A 20110-nucleotide genomic window follows, 5' to 3' on the forward strand; every position below is an offset into this window, starting at 1 on the left:
GGACTGGACTGGGCCACCGAGGTCCACGCCGTCTGCGTGATGGACGCCACCGGGACGATCGCCGACCGGTTCACCATCGCCCACACCGCGGACGGGATCGCGATGCTGATCCGCCGCCTGGCCAAACTCGCCGACGCCGCCGACGTGCAGATCGCGATCGAACGACCGAACGGCCGTCTGGTCGATCTGCTGCTGGAGGCAGGGCACCCGGTCGTCCCGGTGTCCCCCAACGCCATCAAGGCCTGGCGGGACGGCGAGGTGCCGTCCGGGGCGAAGTCCGACGCCGGGGACGCCGCCGTGATCGCCGACTACCTGCGGCTGCGGCAACACCGGCTGCGGGTGGCCCTGCCCTACTCCGACCAGACCCGCGCGCTGCGGACGGTCGTGCGGACTCGCACCGACCTGGTCGAGGCGCGGGTGGCGGCCACCAACCAGCTGGCCGCCCTGCTGGATGACCACTGGCCCGGCGCCAAAGCCGTCTTCGCCGACCTCGAGTCGCCGATCAGCCTGGAATTCCTGACCCGCTACCCCACCCCCGACGCCGCCCGCCACCTCGGCGAAAAACGCATGCGGGCGTTCATGACCAAGCACGGCTACTCCGGCCGCCGCCCCGCCGCCGTGCTGCTGCAACGGCTCCGCTCGGCCCCGGCCGGGGCCAGGGGCGAGGCCCTCACCGAAGCGCTGCGTGACGCCGTCTTGGGCCTGGCCGCCGTGCTCAAGGCACTTAACGCCGCGGTCAAGGACCTGGACCGCTCGTGTGCCGCCCACCTCGGGGAGCATCCGGACGGCGAGATCTTCACGTCGCTGCCAAGGTCGGGTCAGATCAACGCCGCCCAGATACTCGCCGAGTGGGGCGACTGCCGCCAAGCCTACGAGAGTCCCGACTCCGTCGCCGCCCTGGCGGGCTGCACCCCGGTGACCAAGGAGTCCGGCAAACATCGGGCCGTGCATTTCCGCTGGGCCTGCAACAAACGCTTCCGGCTCGCCTTGACGACCTTCGCCGACAACAGCCGGCATGCCAGCCCCTGGGCCGCGAAGATCTACACCCAAGCCCGCAAAGCGGGCAAGGATCATCCCCACGCGGTCCGCGTTCTGGCCCGCGCCTGGATCCGCGTGATCTGGCGCTGCTGGCTCGACGGTGTTGTCTACGACCCCGCCAAACACGGGGCCGCAGCGGCGCTCATGGAGCCGATCGCTGCCTGAGGTTGACACAGGGAGTGTCATGGGGCCTCCTCGGTGGGTCAGCCGATGATCCGGGCCGCGCCGAAGCCGGCGGCCAGTTCGCCGCCGGTCGCGAAGCGGGAGGGAGTGAAGGCGGCGAAGCGGGGGTCGGGGTCGTCCAGAAGCAGCCGGGCGACGTGGTCGCCCCAGGCGGGTGCGAGTTTGAAACCGTGGCCGCTGGTGCCCGCGTCGACGAACACGTGCTCGCTGACCTGACCGGCGACCGGCTGCCAGTCCGGGCTCACGTCGTAGACCGAGGCCCAGCCGCCGATCACCGTGGCGCGGCGGCGGGCGGCCGAACGAGCGGCGGAGGCCGCGGCGAGTTTGTCCAGCTCACCGGGGAGCGGGCCGGGGAAGTCGCCGGGGTCGGCGGCGGAGCCAGGGATGACACCGCCGGTCAGGTACTGGGTGCGGGGCTGCGGGGTCGTGTAGTAGCCGCCGGGGATGTCGATCAGGACGTGTGGCACGAGTTCGGCGGTGTCGGCGGGGTCATGCTCGGCGACGGCCACGACGTGCCGTTCCACGGTCAGCGGCAGGTCCACGCCGAGCGGCCGCAGCAGGGCGGCGGTCCACGGCCCCGCGGCCACGAGCAGTCGTGCGAATCGGTGCACCCGGCCGTCGGACGTGGTCACCGCCGCCCCGCGGCTCTCCTCGGTCAGCGCGACGGCCGGTCGGTGGGGGTGGAACACCGCCCCGTGGCGCCGCGCCGCCGCGGCCAGCCCGACCGTCGTTGCGTACGGGTCGGCGTATCCGGCGTTCGCCTCCCAGACCGCGACGGCCACACCGTCCAGGTCCAGGTTCGGCAGCGTGGCGGGCAACGCGTCGGCGCCGACGAGCTCACTGTCGACGCCGAGCGAGCCGAGTCGCGCGGCGGTCTCGGCCGCCGCCGCGACGTCGTCGGGGCCGTGCAGGTAGAACGCGCCGGTCCGGCGGAACCCGGACTGGTGCCCGCCGGTGCGCTCCTCGAAGTCGGCCAGGAACGCGATGCCGTCACGCGCCGTCTCCGCCAGGAACGGGTCGGTGTAGTAGGCCCGGCAGATGCCGCCCGAGCGCCCGGTGGGGCCGCCCGAGATCGGGCCCTGATCGAACACGACCACGGACGCGCCGCGCCGGGCGAGGTGAAACGCGGCGGCCGCGCCGTGCACACCGGCCCCGATGATTCCGATGTCGTACGTCATGCCACGACCTCCCATATTTCCTAGTAAAAAGGTAGGAAAAGTGGCTTAATCTGTCAAGAGTTAGTGCCCCAGGGCCGCAGGTGCTGCTGGGCCCACTGGGAGACGCTGGTGAGAGGGATGCCGAGCGCGCGCGTATTCAAGGCGGGCGGTATGGCCGACCTCGCCAACGCCCTACTCGCTAATTCGAGTCCGGATGCGCGACAGCGTCCTCGATCTGCTCGGTGAGTAGTTCGGCGAGCATGGCGACCCGTTCGACGGCCTCGATCGCCTCGGCCGCCGGAACCGAAATACTCAGGTGGGTCGCTCCGGCGGCGACGTAGTCCGCCAGCCACGCGGCGATCTGGGAGTCCTCCCCCATGCCACACAGGTGGAGCAGGCGAGGAGCGGCAGGGCCGAACCAACGACTGAGGCTCGACTCGAGCTGTCCCCGGGAGGACGCGCACCAGACATTGAGACCGAACCAGTCCGGAGCGGGACGGCCCAAGGCCGCCGCACGCCGGACGATCTCCCGGCGTGTCTCGTGGTACCGGCGCGGCGTGCACAGCAAGCCCAGCCAGCCGGATCCGTAGGTGGCCGCGCGCTCGATGGCCGCCTCGCCGGATCCGGCGATCACCAGGGGCGGGGTGGGACCCGTGGTCGCGATCGACGCCTGCTCCAGGTCGAAGTGCGCGCCGTGGTGGTCGACCACCTCACCGCGCATCAGCCGGGTCAGCACGTCGAGGCTTTCGTTGAGGCGCTCGCCGCGGCGACGGGGGTCGACGCCGCAGTTGGAGACCTCCCTGGGGTCGTCGCCGCCCGCCCCGACGGCGAGGACGAGACGTCCTGGCGCGAACGAGGTCACGGTGGCGAGCTGCCGAGCGGCGACGAGCGGGTGCCGCAGCGCCAGCTGGAAGGCGCCGACGACCACGTGGAGGTCGGGTCCGGCCGCCAGGAGCGCCGCCGCCGCGACGAGACCATCGATACCTTGGCCGCCCCGATAGCTGACGTGATCGCCCACCGACACGTGATCGAGGCCGGCGTCGCGGACGGCCTGGGCGAACTGGGCGAGATCGGTCGTGGTGAGCAGGTCAGGCTGTATCGCGATCCCCACCGCGCAGGCCCTGCGCGGCGACGCAGCCGTCATCGGTCGGCCTGAACCGGATCGAGGCCATAGAGCTCGTTGTGCTCGCCCAGCGCCGGAGCGCCGGGACATGCGGTGATGGCCTGGCCGTCGAAGAGCAACGGTTGCCGGACGGACTGGTGGCCTGACGAGACGTCGAGCAGGAGCCGTCGTGCCTTGACCTGCGGGTCACCGAGCACGTCCGAGGGACGGCGCACGTGACCGCAGCTGACACCCCGCTGTTCAAGTCGGCGAATGACGTCGCCGGAATCTCGTGCGGCGAGCGCACGGCTCAGAAGTGTTCGCAACTCGTCGGCGCGGCCCTCCCGTTCGCCGGTGCGGAGTTCACCGAGATCGCCCAGCTCCAGCACATCGCAGAGCGTGGCCCACTGCGGGTCCTCCCCGGCGATCGCAAGCGTCACCGAACCGCCGTCCCCGCACTGGAACACCCCGTATGCCGGTTCCCGAGGCGGATAACCCGTGGTCTCATCGCCCGTCAGGTATCCGGCCATCCGCACCGCCTGCCAGGCCACCAGGCAGTCGAGCATCGAGACATCGACGTGCGACCCGCCGCGAGCCTGACGTGCGACCAGACCGCTCAGCACCCCGATGACGGCGAAGGCTCCCGCCACGAGATCGGCCGTCGGGACCACGCCGACACCGTCGCGAGCCCCATCCAGCAACCCGGCCCGCCCCTGCACGGTGAGGTCGTGGCTGCCGAGTTCACGATCCGGCCCGGTCTGCCCGTAACTCGACACCGACGCGATCACCAGGTCCGGGAAATCCCGCCGAAGCTCTTCCGGGGGGAAGCCCAGCCGTCCCATCACGCCGGGCCGGAAGCCCTCGATCAACACATCGGCGTCCGCCAGCATCGACCTCAGGGCCGCTTGCCCCCGCAGGGTCTTGAGATCGAGCACGATGGACCGCTTGTTGCGGTTCAATGCCCGGAAGAGCGCCGGGTGACGCCGAGTGGGGTCACCAGAAGGCCGCTCGACCATGGTCACCTGCGCGCCGAGGTCGGCCAGCACCATGGTGGCGAAGGGCCCGGGGTACTGCTCGGCCAGGCTGACGACGACGATTCCCGCCAGAGGTCCGGAACTCATCCGGACGTCCACCGGGGCTCACGGCGCTCGGCGAACGCGCGCGGTCCCTCCACGAAATCCGGGTGCGACCAATGGGACCGTACAAGTGACCAGCCGTATTCGGCGGCCTGGGAATAGGGCATCTCCGTCGACGCCCACACGGCCTGCTGGGACAGGGACACAGCTTGCGGCGAGTTGGCGGCGATGTCCCGGGCGATCTGCAGCGCCGTGTCCATGAGCTGATCGGGCGCGGTCAGCTCGTCGACCAGGCCGAGCTGGTACGCCCGTGCCGCAGGAAGGCGGAAGTTACGCCCCTGAAGCGTCATGCGCAGCGCCGTACCGAGTGGGAGCCGCCTGGCCAGGCCGGTGTTCTCGATGCCGCCCACCTGCCCCACGTTCACATGCGTGTCGAGGAACTCCGCGTGTTCGACGGCGACCACGATGTCACTGTCGACGACGAAGTGCAGGCCGCCGCCGGCCACCAGCCCGTTGACCGCGCAGATGACCGGCTTCCACACCCGGTTCTGGCGGGAGGTGAAGTGGAGCTCGTCGGAGATGTTCCCGCTGCCCATCGCGACCCGCCCGGTCTCCGCCACGGAGTCGACGTCGACACCGGTGCAGAAGTGCCTGCCACCCGCCCCCGTGATGATCACACAACGGATCTCGGCGTTCATCCGCACCTCCTCCCAGACGGCGCGGAACTGCGGAAACATCGCCACGGTGAGCGAGTTCCCACGGGCGGGACGGTTCAGGGTGATACGCGCGATGCCGTCGGCGACGTCGAACAGCAGATCGGCGTCGGCATCCTCGGGCAGGGCGCCGAACGGCACAGGCATGGGAAACTCCTCGATGGTTGGTACGCCTAACGCCCGCCGGTCGCCCTGGAATGCGTCAGCGGCGTGACCGGAAGGTGCTCCCGCTCCGCCAGGACGTGGTGGTGCGACGCCAGGGAGTGGGCGCGCATCAGCGTCGTCGCCTGCTGCCTGTCCCCAGCCGCGATAGCCGCGATGATCATGCGGTGGGTCTGCAGGACCCGGCGCTGCTGCTCCAGCGCGGGGTAGCTGGCCGTGATGGCGACGACGTCGGCCCACTCGAGTTCCTGCGTCGACCAGAGGCCCGCGAGGGCTCCGGCCGTCAGCGTGAGCGTCGCGTTCCCGCACAGCCGGACGAGCGTCTCGTGGAACTCCCGGCCGATGAGGGTGAACTGGTGCGCGACGCCGAGCGCGCCTTCCTGCTTGTCCACCAGCTCGTTGAGCTGCGGGACGACTTCGCGCTGCCGGTCGGGACGGGACGCCGCGACCCCGGCGCAGAGCGGTTCGATCTCGCTGATGGCGTCCGCCAGGTCGCCGACGGTGACCTGCTGGAAGCGGAGCAGGAGTCCTAAGCTGTAGGTGGTGCTGATCTGGGACGGCGCGTGGACCACCGCCCCGCCCTGGTTCCCGCGCCGCACCGACACGAGCCCCTCCGCCTCCAGGATGCGCAGCGCCTCCCGATACGACGGCCGGCTCACGTTGAGCTCGCGCATCATCTCCTCCTGCCGCGGCAGGAGCGAGCCCTCCGGCAGTTCCCCGCTGATGATCCTGTTCCGGATCAGATCCGCCACCATGTCCGCGATGGCGGGCTGGGCCATCTGCGGGAGGGTTCCGGCGGGCTGCCGGATTAGGTCGGAGTCGCTGCTCACGCAGCCTCCTTCTCTTCCACCGTCACGGGAACTTACTGTACAAAGATAACACAGTTAGCGGGTTGTGGTGGACCAGTCAGGAGACGATGATGACGACTGAAGGTTGCGCTCAGATGACCTTCGCGCACGCGTTCTGGCAACGTTGTCGCGAGCGCCCCCACCGGACGGCGCTCGCCACGGCGGAGGCGCAGCTCTCCTACCGGGAGCTCTATCGCCGCGCGGGGGCGGTGGGCCGGGCGCTTCGCGAGCTCGGGGTCGGGCGCGGCGATCGGGTGGCGGTGCTCGCGCCGAACCGGCTCGAGGTGGCGCTGCTCATGGTGGCCGCGGCCACGGCCGGCGCTGTCATCGCACCGGTGAACTGGCGGCTCTCGGCCGAGGCGGCCACGGCGGTCGTGGCGGATCTCGCGCCGAAGGCGGTCTTCGCGACGAACACGTTCGCCCAGGTGGCGCGGGCCGCCACGGACGTCGCGGTGGTGGACCTCGACGAGGGCGATCCCCGGTGGCTGGGGCTCGGCGCGTCCGGGGCGAACGGGATCAACCCGCACGCGGTCCAGGGCTCCGACCTGATCACCATCATGTCGACCAGCGGCTCGACGGGCCGGCCCAAGGGCGTGGCGATCTCCCAGGCCGCGATGGTGGCCCGCGCGCTGGTGCTCCACGCCGAACTGGGCGTCGAGCCGTCCGACGCCTTCATCGGCTGGGCGCCGCTCTTCCACATCTCCTCCGCCGACTACCTGTACGCCACGCTCATCCTGGGCGGCACTTTCGTGCTCCTCGAACGCTTCGACGCCGACCTCATCGCGACTGAGCTGGTCACCCGCGAGGTGGGCTGGCTGTTCCTGATCCCCGGCGTGATCGACGACGTCCTCGGCGCGCTGGGCGCCCGGCGCCCGCGCTCGCTCAGGTGCGCGGGCGCGATGGCGGACCTGGTCCCCGCCGAGCAGCTCCGCGAAGCCGAGCGCCGCCTGGGGGCGCCCTTCCTGAACACGTTCGGGAGCACGGAAGCGGGTCTCGTCCCCGGCGCGTCGAGGCTCACCTGGGTCGGCGACCAGCCGCTTCTCGACAAACGCCCCACGCTGTTCTGCCAGCACCGGGTCGTGGACGCCGACGGCGGGGACGTCGACCCGGGCTCGACCGGTGAGCTCTGGCTGCGCGGCCCGACGCTGTTCAGCGGCTACTGGTCGGCGGGTAGCGTGTCGAGGGCGGAGTTCACGGACGGCTGGTTCAGGACCGGAGACCTCGTCCGCCCCGGGGCCGACGGCGCGCTCGTCTTCGTGGAACGGCGCGGGCGCATGTTCAAGTGCGGCGGCGAGAACGTGTACCCCGCCACCATCGAGCGTGCCCTGCTGAGCCATGCCGCGATCGCCGAGGCGACGGTCATCCCGGCGGCCCACCCGCGGTTCGGGCAGGTGCCGGCGGCCTACGTGGCACTGGCCCACCAGGCCGACGCGCGCGCGGTGCTGGAGTCCGCGACGGCCACTCTCGCCCGCTTCGAGCGCCCTCAGGCGGTGCACGTCCTGGCGGCGGAGGAGTTCCCGAGAGGCGTGACCGGCAAGGTGGAGCGCGGCCTGCTCGCCGCGGCGCACCAGGCCTGCGGGCCCGGCTGCTTCACTCCAAGCCGTTGACTATCTTCTAAAAGATAGCTTAGATAGCCGTCACCAACCTCACAAGTCAGGAGAGCCGCATCGTGATATCCACGCCGTCGTCGACCTTCGTCCGCGTCGAGGTGGCGGATCGTGTCGCGTGGCTGACGCTCGACCGGCCGCGGGCGAAGAACGCCCTCAACCGCGAGATGTACGCGGCGGTGCGCGATGTGGCTCGTGCCGTACGCACCGACACCTCCATCGACGCCCTCGTCGTCCAAGGCTCGGCCGGGGCCTTCGCCGTCGGCGGCGACCTCAAGGAGATGCTGGCGCTGCTCTCGTCCGCGGACCCCGCGGCGATCCTGTCCTACGAGGACGATCTGCCGTTCGAGGCGCTGCGGCAGGTTCCGAAGCCGACTGTCGCGGTCATCGACGGCCTGTGCATGGGCGGCGGGCTCACCCTGGCCATGATGTGCGATCTGCGCCTGGCCACGGCGACGTCCACCTTCGCCATCCCGGAGGCCCGGGTGGGGATCGTGGACGGGCACCTGCCGCGCCTGCTCCGGGGGCGGGTTCCGGACGCCGTGCTGCGCCGCTGGATGTACACGGGTTCGCCGTTCACGGCCGAGGAGGCCATGCGGGCGGGGCTGCTGTCCGAGGTCGCCGAGGACTCCGGCGACCTGGACGTCCGGGTACGCACCCTGCTCGACCAGCTCAAACAATCCTCGCAGGCGGCCATCGCGAAGCTGAAGTCGATCTTCAACGAGGCGATGCCGCTGCCGTCCATGAGCGATGCCTACGACTCGCTCCTGAGCGAGGAAGCACGACTTCATCTCCAAAGGTTCGGGGCGAGAGTGAAGCCGGATGTCCCACAAGTTCCACAAGGTGATGAAGGGAACGACCAGTGATTCACAAGAACACTCCGGCCGCCGCCGCCCTGGCGGCCGGCCTCGCGGCGACGCTGATTCTGGCGGGCTGCGGCGGCGCGTCCGAATCCTCGGCCGAGGGTGACTACCCCATCGGGATGTCCATGGACCTGTCCGGCGCGATCTCCTTCAACGGCAAACCGGCGGCGGCCGGGTTCCAGGCCTACGTCGCCGACCTCAACAGCCGGGGCGGGGTGAACGGCAAGAAGATCGACCTCAAGGTCCTCGACGACGGCTCCGACGTCGCCAAGGGCCGGGCCAACGTCCAGCAGTTCGCGTCGGAGAAGCGGCTGGCCACGTTCGGCTTCATCCTCTCCAACCTCAGTCTGGCCACGCTGCCCGTGGCCACCCAGAACAAGATGCCGATCGTCGGTCTCGGCGGGCCTGCCAGCCTCTTCGATCCGGTCCAGTCCTACTACTTCTCCTACGAGCTCCGGGCGGAACGCCTGGAGTCGGCCATCCTGAACTACCTCGCCACCCGCGCGCAGGAGGACGGGATCGCCAAGCCGCGCATCGCCGTCTTCTCCGTCGACACCCCCTCCAACCGCGACATGGTGAAACTCGCGACCCAGGACATCGCCAGTCGTGGCTGGACGGAAGCGACGGTCCAGTACATGCCCGTGGCGCCCACCGACGTGACCGCGCAGGCGTCCGAGATCAAGGCGAGCAACCCCGACTACGTCCTGATGAGCCACAACGACGCTGGATCGCTCGTCGCGGTGCGCGGTCTGCGCGCGCAGGGCGTGGACGTGCTCGTGGTGAACCAGTGGGCGGGCTCGTCCGACGCCACCCTGAAGCAGCTCGGCGACAAGTACGCGGCGTTCCGCACCTACGCGAGCCCGACCGAGACGGGCAACGCCGCCGTCGACGCGATGAAGGCGGCGGCGACCAAGGCGGGCGAGGCGAACAACATGACCAACCCGTACTTCACGCAGGGCTGGGTCGCCGGCTCCCTGCTGGAGAAGACGCTCCAGGCCTGCGGCGCGCAGTGTCCGACCGGGGAGAGCTTCCGGAACGCCCTGGAGAAACTCGGCGATATCGACACGAACGGCCTTTCCGGGCCGCTGCAGGTGAGCGCCGACAGCCACGAGCTGGTGAAGACCGTGCGTTTCTTCACCTGGGACCAGAGCGCCGACCAGGCCAAGCCGCTGACGGACTGGGTCAAGGCCGTCTCATGATCGTTTTTCTCTCGCGGCGGAGGGTCCGCCGATGCTGACCCTCCTGCTCGGCGCGCTGACGCTGTCGGCCATCTACGCTCTGGTGGGATTCGCCTGGGTGCTGCTCCGGCGGACGAACGGCATCCTGAACCTGGCCACCGGCGCCCAGCTGGCGATCGGGGCGTTCATCTTCAACCAGTTCGCGACCAGCTGGCAGCTGCCGTGGCCGGTGGTGGTGCTCGGCACCCTGGCCACCGTGGCCGCGCTCGGCGGCGTGACGCACTGGGTGGTGTTCAAGAAGCTGTCGGGGCAGCCCGAGTTCGCGCTGGTGGTGGCCACGCTCGGCCTGGCGAGCGCGCTCAAGGGGGTCAGCTCCCTGATCTGGGGCACCGAGGCGCGCGTCATGCGGGAACCGGTGCCGAGCCAGGTGGTCACCTTCGGCGACCAGGCGACGACCACCCTCTACGGCCTGTGCGGGCTCGGGGCCGCCGTCCTGGTGTTCGCCGCGGCGCACACCTTCTTCAAGTTCTCGACCGTCGGGATCCGCATGCGGGCGGCGGCGGAGAACCCGGTGCTGTCCGCGCAGGGCGGCATCGCCGTCGACTGGGTCTACGTTCTGGGGTGGGCGATGGCGCTCACCGTGGCGGCCATCGCGGGGATCATGTACGCGTACCAGACCGCGCTGAGCTTCCACGGCGTGGAGGCGCTCGGCATGCGCGGTCTCGCGCCGGCCCTGATCGGCGGCCTCACCAGCGTCCGGGGCGTGATTCCCGGCGCCCTGATCGTGGGCCTGGCCGAGACGTTCGGCACCAAGGTCTTCGGCGGCTCGTTTCAGGACGTGGCCGCCTGGATCGTCATCCTCGTGGTGCTGCTGATCCGGCCCCAGGGACTGTTCGGAGACAAGCAGGTGCAGCGGGTATGACGACGGTACGGACCCTCTTCAACACCGCCACGACCATGAGCGAAGGCGGTCGGGGCCAGGCGCTGCGGCGGATCGCGATCCTGGCCCTGGTCTGCGTCCTGCCGCTCGCGCTGCGGGACTACCAGCTCTCCCTGGTGACCACCGCCCTGATCGCGGCGCTGGGGGCGCTCGCCCTGACGCTGGTCACCGGGTTCGTCGGCCTGGTGACGGCGGGGAACAGCGCGCTGCTGGCGCTGGGCGCGTACGGGGCGGCCATCGGAGCCGTCCAGCTGGAGCTGCCCTTCCTGGTCGTGCTCGTCGGCTCGGTGCTGGTCGGAGCGGTGGTGGGGTTGCTCGCGGGACTGCCGGCGCTCCGGGTGTCGGGCATCTACCTGGCCATCGCCACCCTCGCCCTGCATTTCATCCTCATCTTCGTGTTCAACGAGTACCAGACCCGGGCGGTGGGGTCGGCGGGGTTCTTCCTCCCGACGGCCTCGATCGGCGGCCTGCTCATCGACAACGCCATCAAGTGGTACGCGGTGCTCGTCGTGGTGGTGCTCGCCACCTGGCGGCTGGTCGAGAACCTCAAGAGGAGCAAGTTCGGCCGCGCGTGGATGCTGATCAGGGACACGCCGCTGGCGGCGGCGAGCCAGGGCATCTCGCTGCCGGCCTACAAGCTGGCGGCCTTCGTGGTCTCCTCCGCGATCATCTCGATGTCGGGAACGTTCCTCGCGTACTTCCAGCAGGCGGTCTACATCGAGAACTTCACGCTGGAGCTGGCCATCCAGTACATCGCGATGGTCATCATCGGCGGCATGGGCTCGAGCGGCGGAGCCATCGCCGGCGCGTGCTTCGTCGTCCTGCTGCCGCCCATGTTGTCCCGGGCCATCGCGCTGCTGCCTTCGGACGCGGTGGTGGCGGGGTTCCTCCAGCAGAATCTGGGCGACTTCCAGCTGATCATCTACGGCACTCTGGTCGTGGTGTTCCTGGTCTGGCGCCCGGACGGCCTGGCCGGTCTCGGCCAGCGAGTGGCGGCCCTGCGGCTGCCGTCCCGGAAGGGGGCGCGATGAACGGCCCGCTGCTGGAGGTCCGGTCCCTCACCGTCTCGTACGGCGGCGACAGCGTCGCGGTGGACGGCGTGGACCTGGTCGTACGCGAGGGCGAGGTCTGTCTCGTGCTGGGCGCCAACGGGGCAGGCAAGACGTCCCTGCTGCGCGGGATCGGCGGGTTCGCGTCGAGCGAGCCGGGACGGGTGCGCGGCGGGCGGGTGACGTTCGCAGGCGCGGACGTCACGGGCCTGTCGCCACGCGCCATGGCCAGGCGCGGGCTGGTGCTCGTGCCGGAGGAGGCCAAGGTCTTCGCGAGCCTCACCGTGGACGAGAATCTCCGGGCCGTCCCCATGTCCGGCGGCAGGGCGGCGCGCCGGGCGCTGGTCGACGAGGTCACCGCGATGTTCCCGTTCATCGCCGAGCGGCTGAGCCTGCCCGCCGGTCAGCTCAGCGGCGGCGAGCGGCAGCTGCTGGGCATCGCGCGCTCGCTGCTGCTGAAGCCGCGGCTGCTGATGGTGGACGAGGCTTCGCTGGGCCTGTCGCCGATCGCGGTCGAGATGGTCTTCGACATGCTGCGCTCGGTGGTGGCGTCCTGGGGCACGACGCTGCTGGTGGTCGAGCAGAACGTGCGCGCCGCGCAGAGCATCTCGGACAACGCGTACGTGCTGGAGACCGGTTCCGTGGTGCTGAGCGGCCCCGCGGGCGACGTGCTCGGCAGCGAGCGGGTACGGCAGACCTACCTCGGCCTGGAGATGTGACGGCGATGTCGGCTGAAGCGAAGAACGACGCGGTGCGTACCGAGGCCCTCGACGTCTGGCTGGGCGGCACGCACGCCGTGTGCGGCGTCACCGTGGCGTTCGCGGCGGGGCAGACCTCGGGCCTGGTCGGCCCCAACGGCGCGGGCAAGAGCACGCTGCTCAACTGCGTCAGCGGGCTCGTGCCCGCGAGCTCGGGCGAGGTCTACCTGTACGGCGACCGGACGACCGGGATCAAACCCCATCAACTCGCGCTCCGCCGGATCAGCCGGTCCTACCAGGGCGCCCAGCTGGTCCGCGAGCTCTCGGCGGTGGACAACGTGATGGTGGGCGACCATGTGGGCCTGCGTACCGGCCTGGTCTCGGCGGCGCTCGGCCTGCCCAGGGCCCGCAGGGCCGAGCGGGCCGCGCGCGAACGGGCGCTGCACGCGCTCGAACGGGTCGGTCTGGCGCAGTACGCCTTCCGGCCCGTCAAGGAGCTTCCTTACGGCATCCAGAAGCGGGTCGACCTGGCCAGGGCGCTGGTCAGCGACCCGCGCTGCATCTTCCTGGACGAACCGGCGGCCGGGCTGTCGCGCGCGGAGAAGGAGGAGGTGGTGGAGGTCCTCGCCGGTCTCCGGGTGGAGGGCGGGCCGACGCTGGTCGTGGTGGAGCACGACATGCGTGTGATCAACCAGCTCTGCTCGGATGTCGTGGTGCTGGCCGCGGGGGCCGTACTCGCCGCCGGGCCGCCGGAGACGGTGCTGAACTCGCCGGAGGTCGTCGCGGCCTACATCGGGCGCGGCTCGAAAGAACAGGTGGAAAGCGAGTGAATCCCCTTCCGCGGCTTCTGGACACCTGGCTGAGCGGCGACGCCGGTCTCCGGGTGGACGGCGCCGACGTGCAGAAAGCGTCGTTGATGGGGCGGGTGAACGCCGTCGGCGAGCAGTTGCGGTCGCTCGGGGTCGACAGTTCGTCCCGCGTGGCGACCTACATGGACAACAGCGAGGAGGCGATCGCCGTCTGGTTCGCGTCGGCGCTGCTCGGCTGCCTGGAGGTGCCGCTCAACACCAACTACCGCGGCGAGCTGCTCACCTTCCTGCTGCGCGATTCGGGAGCGCAGGTCGTCTGCTGCGACGCCCAGCATCTGGCCACCGTGCTGGCGTGCGTCGAGGGCACCGACGTCCGCCACGTCCTGGTGTCCGACGCGGCGGAGGAGGTCCTGGGGAGAACGATGGTCCACCCGCTGGCTCCCGCGTCGGGCGCGGCGGACTACGGGAAGCTGCGTTCTGCCACGTCGTCAGGTGTGGTCCTCTACACCTCCGGCACCACCGGGCCGTCCAAGGGCGTGCATCACTCGCAGGAGTCGTGTGTGGAGCTGGCCCGCGCCGTCGCGCGGCTCAACGGCTACGGTCCCGGCGACGCCCTGCTCAACTTCTTCCCGCTCTACCACCAGAACGCCCGGTACACGGGCGTCGCCGCCGCGCTCGTCGCCGGGTGCGGCTTCCAGCTGGACCGCGCGTTCAGCAGCTCGCGCTTCTGGGAGATCTGCCGCGCGGGCGGGATCACCGCGTTCAACTACCTCGGCTCCGTGCTGGGGATGATCCTCAAGGCGTCCCAGGAGCTCAGCGCCGACCAGGCGCGTGACCACGCGGTCAGGCTCGCCTGGGGCGCGGGCGCGCAGCGCGAGGTCTGGGCTCGGTTCGAGGGCCGCTTCGGCGTGGCCATCACCGAGGTGTACGGCCTGAGCGAAGCCCCCATGGCGACGATCAACCGGTCCTCCGACCCCTCCCCCGTCGGGTCCGTCGGCCGTGAGGGCGACCTCTTCGCGGTGCGGGTGATGCGGCCCGACGGCCAGGAGGCGCACCCGGGCGAGGTCGGCGAGATCTGCCTGCGTCCCAAGCGGCCGAACATCTTCATGCGGGGGTACCTGGGCAGGGAACAGGACACCGTGAAGGCCACCCGTGACCTGTGGTTCTGGACGGGTGACTCGGGCTGGCTCAACCCGGACGGGGATCTGTTCTTCAGCGACCGCATCAAGGACGCGATCCGGCGCAAGGGGGAGAACATCTCGGCGTGGGAGGTGGAGTCCCTGCTGCTCGCGCAGCCCGGCGTCATGGACTGCACCGTCTACGCCACCCGTCCGGACGCCGCCGAGGAGGACGAGGTCATGGTCGCCCTGGTGCTGGCGTCCGGAGCCGGCCTGGACGAGGTGATCGCCCGCGCCGCCGAGGACCTGCCCCGGTACGCGCTCCCCCGGTACTGGCGCGTCCTGCCGGCACTCCCCCGGACGCCGACCCACAAGGTGGAGAAGGCGCGGCTGCGGGCCGAGGGCCTGACCGCCGGTGTGGTGGACCGCCTGACCAGCAACGATTCAACGACAGGTGAGTGAAGTCAGTGGACTTGGACATCGAGGGCCGGGTGGCGATCATCACCGGCGGCAGCAAGGGCATCGGCCTGGCGGCCGCCGAGGAGCTCGGCCGGGCCGGCGTCAGGCTGCTCCTGACGGCTCGGGGGGAATCCGAGCTGGAGGCCGCGGTGGCACGGCTGCGGGCCGCTGGGGTTGACGCCGTCGCGCACGTCGCCGACGCGGCCGAGCCTGGCGCCGCCGACGGCATGTATGAGGCCGCAGTCACGGCTTATGGGCAGGTGGACATGGCGGTGTGCGTGGCCGGCGGCGGGCACGGCCCGCTGCGCACCTTCGACTGGCGGGACTGGGTCCGGCTGTACGAGCTCAACGTGCTCAGCGCCGTGGCCCTGGCGATGAAGTGCGTGCCGGCCATGCGGGAGCGCAAATGGGGGCGCGTCGTCTTCGTGGGCTCGACGGCCGCCCGGGAGGCCGACCCGCGCTGGGCGGCGTACGGGTCGTCGAAGGCCGCGCTCCTCCACGCGGCGAAGTCGCTGGCCCTCGCGTACGCGAAGGACGGGGTCCTGACCAATTGTGTGCACCCTGGCCTCACCCGGACTGAGGGAATCGTGGCGGGCTACCAGGCGCAGGCGGAACGCCTCGGGTCGACCCCCGAGGAGGTCGAGCGCCGCATGCTCGAACTGCAGCCCGTCGCGGCGGGGCGGGTCGGCGAGGCCCGCGAGATCGCGGACGCCATCGCCTTCCTGTGCTCGGAGCGGGCGTCGTGGATCGCGGGCGCGTCGCTCCAGGTGGACGGGGGAACGATCCGTGTCACTCCCTGAGCAGGCAGATCTCGCTGGCGAGGTGCAGGCCTGGTGCCGGTCCCAGGACGCCGCGGGTTGGCGCGACCGCATGACCGCCTCCGACCCGGCGGAGCGGGCGGAGCTTCAGCGGGCGTGGTTTCTCCGGTTGGCCGAGCAGGGTTATGCCTTCCCGCACTGGCCCGCCGCCTGGGGTGGCGGCCGGTCGCGAGCCGATCAGCTGACGATCGCACGTGAGCTCATCCGGGCGGGCGCGCCACGACTTGATCTGCACTTCGTCGCGCTCTACCACGCCGCGGCCACGCTCATCACCGCCGGCTCGGACGAACAGCAGGCGGAGTACCTGCCCGCGATCCGCCTCGGGCAGCGGTGGTGCCAGGCGTTCTCGGAGCCGGGCGCGGGCTCCGATCTGGCGAGCCTGCGCACCCGCGCCGAGCGGCGCGGCGACCACTACGTGCTCAACGGCCACAAGACGTGGTCCAGCGGCGCCACGCAGGCGCAGATGTGCCTGCTGCTGGCCCGCACGGGAGGACCGGGACGAGCGGGTATCTCCTACTTTCTGCTCGACCTGTCGGCTCCCGGCGTGTCCGTCCGGCCGATCAGGAACGCGAGCGGGCACCAGGAGTTCGCCGACATCTTCCTCACCGACGTCGTGATTCCGGTGACGGCCCTGGTCGGCGCGGAGAACGAGGGCTGGCGGACCGCGAACGCCACCCTCGGCGAGGAACGCGGGCTCACCATGCTGGAGCGATCCGAGGAGATGGTCGCCGGCCTGCGGTACCTGACGCGGGAGGTGGCCGCGCTGCCGCCCGGCGAGCGGGCCGCCGCCGTTGAGACGCTGGGCGGCTACGCCGAGCGGGTGGAGTCGTTCCGGCTCCTGGTCGCCCGCGTCCTGGACGCGTCGATCGACGGCACGGACACCGCCGCGGCCTCCATTCTCAAGCTCGTCTACAGCGAGCTGCTGCAGGACATGAGCAAGGAAGGGCTGGCCATGGCCGGGTTGGCCGGGCACGAAGGGAAGCACGGCCGGTCGGGAGCGTGGCAGACCGGTCACTGGTTCGACGACTACCTGAGCTCGTGGGAGTGGACCATCGGCGGCGGCGCCAACGACGTGCTCCGCAACGTCGTCGGCGAGCGCATCCTGGGCCTGCCCAGAGGAGGCTCCCGATGACCGCCGAGCGTGCGAGCTTCCGCCAGGTCGTGCAGCGCGTGCTGGCCGACTCGTGGCCGCCGCTCGCCGAGTACGCGTCCAGCGGCGCGCTTCCCCCCAACGCGGAGCGGCTGCGCAAGGTGTCCCGCGATCTGGGCTGGTGGGACCTGGAGGACGAGGACGACGGGTTCGCGTTCGCGTCGATCGCCATCCAGGAACTGGGCGGCGCCCTCGGCCCGGGCGAACTGCTGGCGGGCCTGTGCGTCAACCCGGTGCTGCCGGCGGATCCTGGCGGGGTCGCGTGCTCGTGGGGCTCCGATCCGCGGCGGGACGCGGCGCCGAAGCTGGCGGATGGGCGCGTCTCGGGTGAGGTCTCCTGGTGCCTGGCCGCCGCGGACGACGTGGAGCGTGTGCTCGTCTTCGCGGAGGACGACGGCGAGCCCGTCGCGGTCCTGGTCAGGTCGCAGGGAGAAGGCGCCCGGCTGGAGGAGATGAGCGGCTCCGACCCGACGCGCAGGTTCTGGCGCCTCGTCATGGACGACGCTCCGCTCGACGAGATTCTCGCCCGAGGTGATCAGGCGACCGATCTGAGGCTCGCGGTCGAGCGGCGGATCTCCGTGGGCCTCGCGCTCGACAGCCTCGGGATCGCCAAGAGCGCGCTCGCGCTGTCCGTGGCGTACGCGAAGATCAGGGAGCAGTTCGGGGCGCCGATCGGTTCCTTCCAGGCGATCAAACACCGCTGCGTGGACATGTTCGTCCTGGTCGAGTCGGCCGATGTGCTGGTGGAGGCGGCAGTGGCGTCCGGCGACACCCAGTCCGGTGCCATGGCCAAGGCGGCCGGCTGTGACGCGGCGGCCGAGGTCACGCGGCTGGCCCTGCAGATTCACGGAGGCATCGGTTACACCTGGGAACACCCCTGCCACCTGCTCGTACGGCGAGCCAAGCTCAACCAGGCACTCGGCGGCAGCGCCCGATCACTGCGGCGCGCCGTGGCCGACGGCCTGCTGGCCGCGCTCGGCACCGATATTCCCGCACGGGGTGAGAGGAGATGACAACCGTGCTCGACTTCACCATGGGGGAATCCGCCGCCGAGCTGCGCGGCAGGCTGCGGCGGATGGTGGCCGAGTTCTTCCCGGCGGACTTCCTGGGGGCCTTCACCGACGACCCCGCCGACCTGGCGATGACACAGCAATTCTCGCGCAAGCTCGCCGGCGAAGGACTGCTGACGGTGGCCTGGCCCCGCGAGTTCGGCGGCTCGGACGGATCCGTGTGGGAACAGACGGTCGTCCGCGAGGAGATGTGGGCGCACCACGAGCCACGGGGGCCCCAGTACATGGGGTTGAACTGGGTCGGCCCCGCGATCATGGCGTACGGGACGGCGGAGCAGAAGGCTCTGCACCTGCCCCCCATCGCCACGGGTGATGCGATCTGGTGCCAGGGGTTCAGCGAGCCGGAAAGCGGCTCCGACCTCGCCTCCCTGCAGACGCGCGCGACGCGGGTCGGCGACCATTGGGAGATCACCGGGCAGAAGATCTGGACGTCCTATGCCGGTATGGCTGGCTGGTGTGTACTCGCCGCCAGGACGGGTCCCAAGGACAGCGGCCGGCGGGGCATCTCGCTCTTCCTGATTCCGATGGATCGCGAGGGCATCACGGTCCGGCCGGTCCGCGCCATGCTCGGCCCGCACCACCTGAACGAGTGCTTCTTCGACTCGGTTGTCGCAACTGACGGCGAGATGCTCGGGGAAGTCGACGCGGGTTGGGGCGTCATGCGGACGGCTCTCGCCCACGAGCGTGTCGGCATCGCCCGGTACGCACGCTGCGAACGGCTGCTGTGGTTGCTGCGGGACGTTCTCCGCCACGAATGGACCGATCACGACGAAGGGGTCAGAAACGACTGGGCCAGCGCTCTGGTCCAGGTGCGGGTGGCCCGCCTGCTGGCCTATCGCGTCGTGGAACGGCAGGAAGGGAACCAAATGGTCGACCTGGAAGCCAGTCAGGCACGAATCGCGGCCACCACCTGCGACCAACAGGTCGCCGAGGTGGTGTCCCAGCTCCTCGGACCGCGTTCCCTCCTCGGCCCCGCTGCTGGCGCACCATCACATGGCGCGTTCGAAGACCACTGGCGATACGCCCAAGCCGCGACGGTCGCGTCCGGAACCATCGAGATCCAGCGCGAGATCGTGTCGCGCGAGCTGCTCGGCCGCCCGGCGGTGGGCTGATGCGGATAGAACTGCCGGAAGCGGCGCTCGACTTCGGACGCGTCGCCGACAGCGCGTTGCGCGGCGCGGGAGGCATAGATCTGGCGCGTGACGCGGAATCCGACCCGCGCGCCGCCGCCAAAGCGGAGGAATGCCTCGCGAGCATCGGGCTGTACGACATCGACCCACGCGACGGCCTCGACGACGCCGTCGCCGCGGCTGAGCTGTGCCGGGTGGGCGGAAGCCACGCCGTGCCGTTCCCCCTGGCCGGGATCCTGCTCCGGACTTCCCCCGGGACACCTTTCGCGCTCGTCGACGCCCAGCATCCCGTCATCGATCACGCCCTGGCCGCCGGGACGTGGACGGCCGCGACCCTCGCGGGAGACCTGTTCGACGCCGAGCCCGTCACCGCCGTGGACTCGAAGATCGCGCCGTTCGCGATGACGGCCAAGCTGCGGCCCCTGGCGGGCACGGCGACCGTGCTCGACCGGCGGCTCAGCCTGGTGCTCGGGGCCTACCACCTGCTCGGGATCGGGCAACGAGCGCTCAAGCTCGCGATCGGGCACACCAAGGTCCGCAAGCAGTTCGGTCAGCCCCTCAGCGACTTCCAGATGATCCGGCACAGCCTGGCCGACCAGTCAGTCGGGCTGGAGGGCTTGGACCTGCTGTGCCGCTTCAGCCTGTGGAGCACGTTCACCGACTCCTCCCCCTCGCTGGTCGACGCCCTGAGCGTGCGCCTGGAGGCGCAGCGGGTCGTCAAGCACACGCTGCGCGTGGCGCAGCAACTGCACGGCGCGTCCGGCTTCGCCGACGAGTACGACATCTCGATCCTCGTACGCCACGCCCAGCCGGGACTGCGGCTCCCCACGGACCGGGGGACGACGCTCGCACTGCTCCGCACCGCCATCGAGGAGTACGGCTTCGCCGGGCCCTTCTCCCTCACGGAAGAGCAGGGCGCAGGCTGAGCCGGCCCGCACCGCG

Annotated in this window: 19 protein-coding genes; 14 read left to right on the plus strand and 5 right to left on the minus strand. The window is 70.7% G+C overall.

The genetic code is table 11. The features are described from left to right. Nucleotides 1-1203, plus strand: a 1203-nt coding sequence (locus Amac_RS02990) for an IS110 family RNA-guided transposase (protein WP_155352738.1), incomplete at its 5' end; no start/stop codon positions are given. A 38-nt stretch (nt 1204-1241) separates the two neighbouring features. Here the strand turns inward: Amac_RS02990 and Amac_RS02995 are convergent. The 5 genes from Amac_RS02995 to Amac_RS03015 form a co-directional block, all read right to left on the minus strand. After that, nucleotides 1242-2399, minus strand: a complete 1158-nt coding sequence (locus Amac_RS02995) for an NAD(P)/FAD-dependent oxidoreductase (RefSeq protein ID WP_155352739.1) — start codon at nt 2397-2399, stop codon at nt 1242-1244. Between the two features lie 178 nt (nt 2400-2577). After that, a complete protein-coding gene (locus tag Amac_RS03000; protein ID WP_170322275.1) occupies nt 2578-3522 on the minus strand; it encodes an LLM class flavin-dependent oxidoreductase in 945 nt (314 codons plus the stop codon). After that, the gene (locus tag Amac_RS03005) at nt 3519-4601 is read right to left on the minus strand and encodes a CaiB/BaiF CoA transferase family protein (RefSeq protein WP_155352741.1); all 1083 of its coding nucleotides are present in this window, start codon (nt 4599-4601) and stop codon (nt 3519-3521) included. The genes Amac_RS03000 and Amac_RS03005 overlap by 4 nt, the downstream gene beginning before the upstream one ends. Further along, the gene (locus Amac_RS03010) at nt 4598-5416 is read right to left on the minus strand and encodes an enoyl-CoA hydratase/isomerase family protein (RefSeq protein WP_155352742.1); all 819 of its coding nucleotides are present in this window, start codon (nt 5414-5416) and stop codon (nt 4598-4600) included. The genes Amac_RS03005 and Amac_RS03010 overlap by 4 nt, the downstream gene beginning before the upstream one ends. A 26-nt stretch (nt 5417-5442) precedes the next feature. Further along, complete coding sequence (locus Amac_RS03015) at nt 5443-6261, minus strand: FadR/GntR family transcriptional regulator (protein ID WP_155352743.1); 819 nt, start codon at nt 6259-6261, stop codon at nt 5443-5445. A 113-nt stretch (nt 6262-6374) separates the two neighbouring features. On the opposite strand from Amac_RS03015, the gene Amac_RS03020 reads away from it, so the two are divergent. The 13 genes from Amac_RS03020 to Amac_RS03080 all read left to right on the plus strand — a co-directional run bounded on the left by Amac_RS03020 (nt 6375) and on the right by Amac_RS03080 (nt 20094). Then, nucleotides 6375-7886, plus strand: a complete 1512-nt coding sequence (locus Amac_RS03020; RefSeq protein ID WP_170322276.1) for a class I adenylate-forming enzyme family protein — start codon at nt 6375-6377, stop codon at nt 7884-7886. 62 nt (nt 7887-7948) lie between these two features. After that, nucleotides 7949-8752, plus strand: a complete 804-nt coding sequence (locus Amac_RS03025; RefSeq protein ID WP_170322277.1) for an enoyl-CoA hydratase/isomerase family protein — start codon at nt 7949-7951, stop codon at nt 8750-8752. Further along, nucleotides 8749-9948 (plus strand): ABC transporter substrate-binding protein, encoded by a 1200-nt coding sequence (locus tag Amac_RS03030; RefSeq protein ID WP_155352746.1) that lies wholly within the window; start codon nt 8749-8751, stop codon nt 9946-9948. The genes Amac_RS03025 and Amac_RS03030 overlap by 4 nt, the downstream gene beginning before the upstream one ends. Nucleotides 9949-9979: 31 nt before the next feature. Further along, nucleotides 9980-10849: a branched-chain amino acid ABC transporter permease gene (locus Amac_RS03035; RefSeq protein ID WP_155352747.1), complete on the plus strand. Its 870-nt coding sequence runs from the start codon at nt 9980-9982 to the stop codon at nt 10847-10849. Further along, nucleotides 10846-11898 carry a branched-chain amino acid ABC transporter permease gene (locus tag Amac_RS03040; protein WP_155352748.1) on the plus strand — a complete coding sequence of 351 codons (1053 nt, stop codon included), beginning with the start codon at nt 10846-10848 and terminating at the stop codon, nt 11896-11898. Before Amac_RS03035 ends, Amac_RS03040 begins: the two co-directional genes overlap by 4 nt. After that, entirely contained in the window at nt 11895-12635 is a 741-nt protein-coding gene (locus Amac_RS03045) for an ABC transporter ATP-binding protein (RefSeq protein WP_218040856.1), read from the plus strand. Before Amac_RS03040 ends, Amac_RS03045 begins: the two co-directional genes overlap by 4 nt. A gap of 5 nt (nt 12636-12640) precedes the next feature. After that, nucleotides 12641-13444, plus strand: a complete 804-nt coding sequence (locus Amac_RS03050) for an ABC transporter ATP-binding protein (RefSeq protein ID WP_155352749.1) — start codon at nt 12641-12643, stop codon at nt 13442-13444. Continuing rightward, nucleotides 13441-15003 (plus strand): AMP-binding protein, encoded by a 1563-nt coding sequence (locus Amac_RS03055; protein ID WP_155352750.1) that lies wholly within the window; start codon nt 13441-13443, stop codon nt 15001-15003. Before Amac_RS03050 ends, Amac_RS03055 begins: the two co-directional genes overlap by 4 nt. Before the next feature lie 5 nt (nt 15004-15008). After that, nucleotides 15009-15800: an SDR family NAD(P)-dependent oxidoreductase gene (locus tag Amac_RS03060; protein ID WP_170322278.1), complete on the plus strand. Its 792-nt coding sequence runs from the start codon at nt 15009-15011 to the stop codon at nt 15798-15800. Further along, nucleotides 15787-16950: an acyl-CoA dehydrogenase family protein gene (locus Amac_RS03065; RefSeq protein ID WP_155352752.1), complete on the plus strand. Its 1164-nt coding sequence runs from the start codon at nt 15787-15789 to the stop codon at nt 16948-16950. Before Amac_RS03060 ends, Amac_RS03065 begins: the two co-directional genes overlap by 14 nt. Beyond that, nucleotides 16947-17981 (plus strand): acyl-CoA dehydrogenase family protein, encoded by a 1035-nt coding sequence (locus Amac_RS03070; RefSeq protein WP_155352753.1) that lies wholly within the window; start codon nt 16947-16949, stop codon nt 17979-17981. Before Amac_RS03065 ends, Amac_RS03070 begins: the two co-directional genes overlap by 4 nt. Beyond that, nucleotides 17978-19150, plus strand: coding sequence for an acyl-CoA dehydrogenase family protein (locus tag Amac_RS03075; protein ID WP_155352754.1), 1173 nt, complete (start codon nt 17978-17980; stop codon nt 19148-19150). Before Amac_RS03070 ends, Amac_RS03075 begins: the two co-directional genes overlap by 4 nt. Continuing rightward, nucleotides 19150-20094, plus strand: a complete 945-nt coding sequence (locus tag Amac_RS03080) for an acyl-CoA dehydrogenase family protein (RefSeq protein WP_155352755.1) — start codon at nt 19150-19152, stop codon at nt 20092-20094. Before Amac_RS03075 ends, Amac_RS03080 begins: the two co-directional genes overlap by 1 nt. The last annotated feature ends 16 nt before the right edge of the window (nt 20095-20110 follow it).

The organism is Acrocarpospora macrocephala, assembly GCF_009687865.1.
Taxonomy (GTDB): Bacteria; Actinomycetota; Actinomycetes; order Streptosporangiales; family Streptosporangiaceae; genus Acrocarpospora; species Acrocarpospora macrocephala.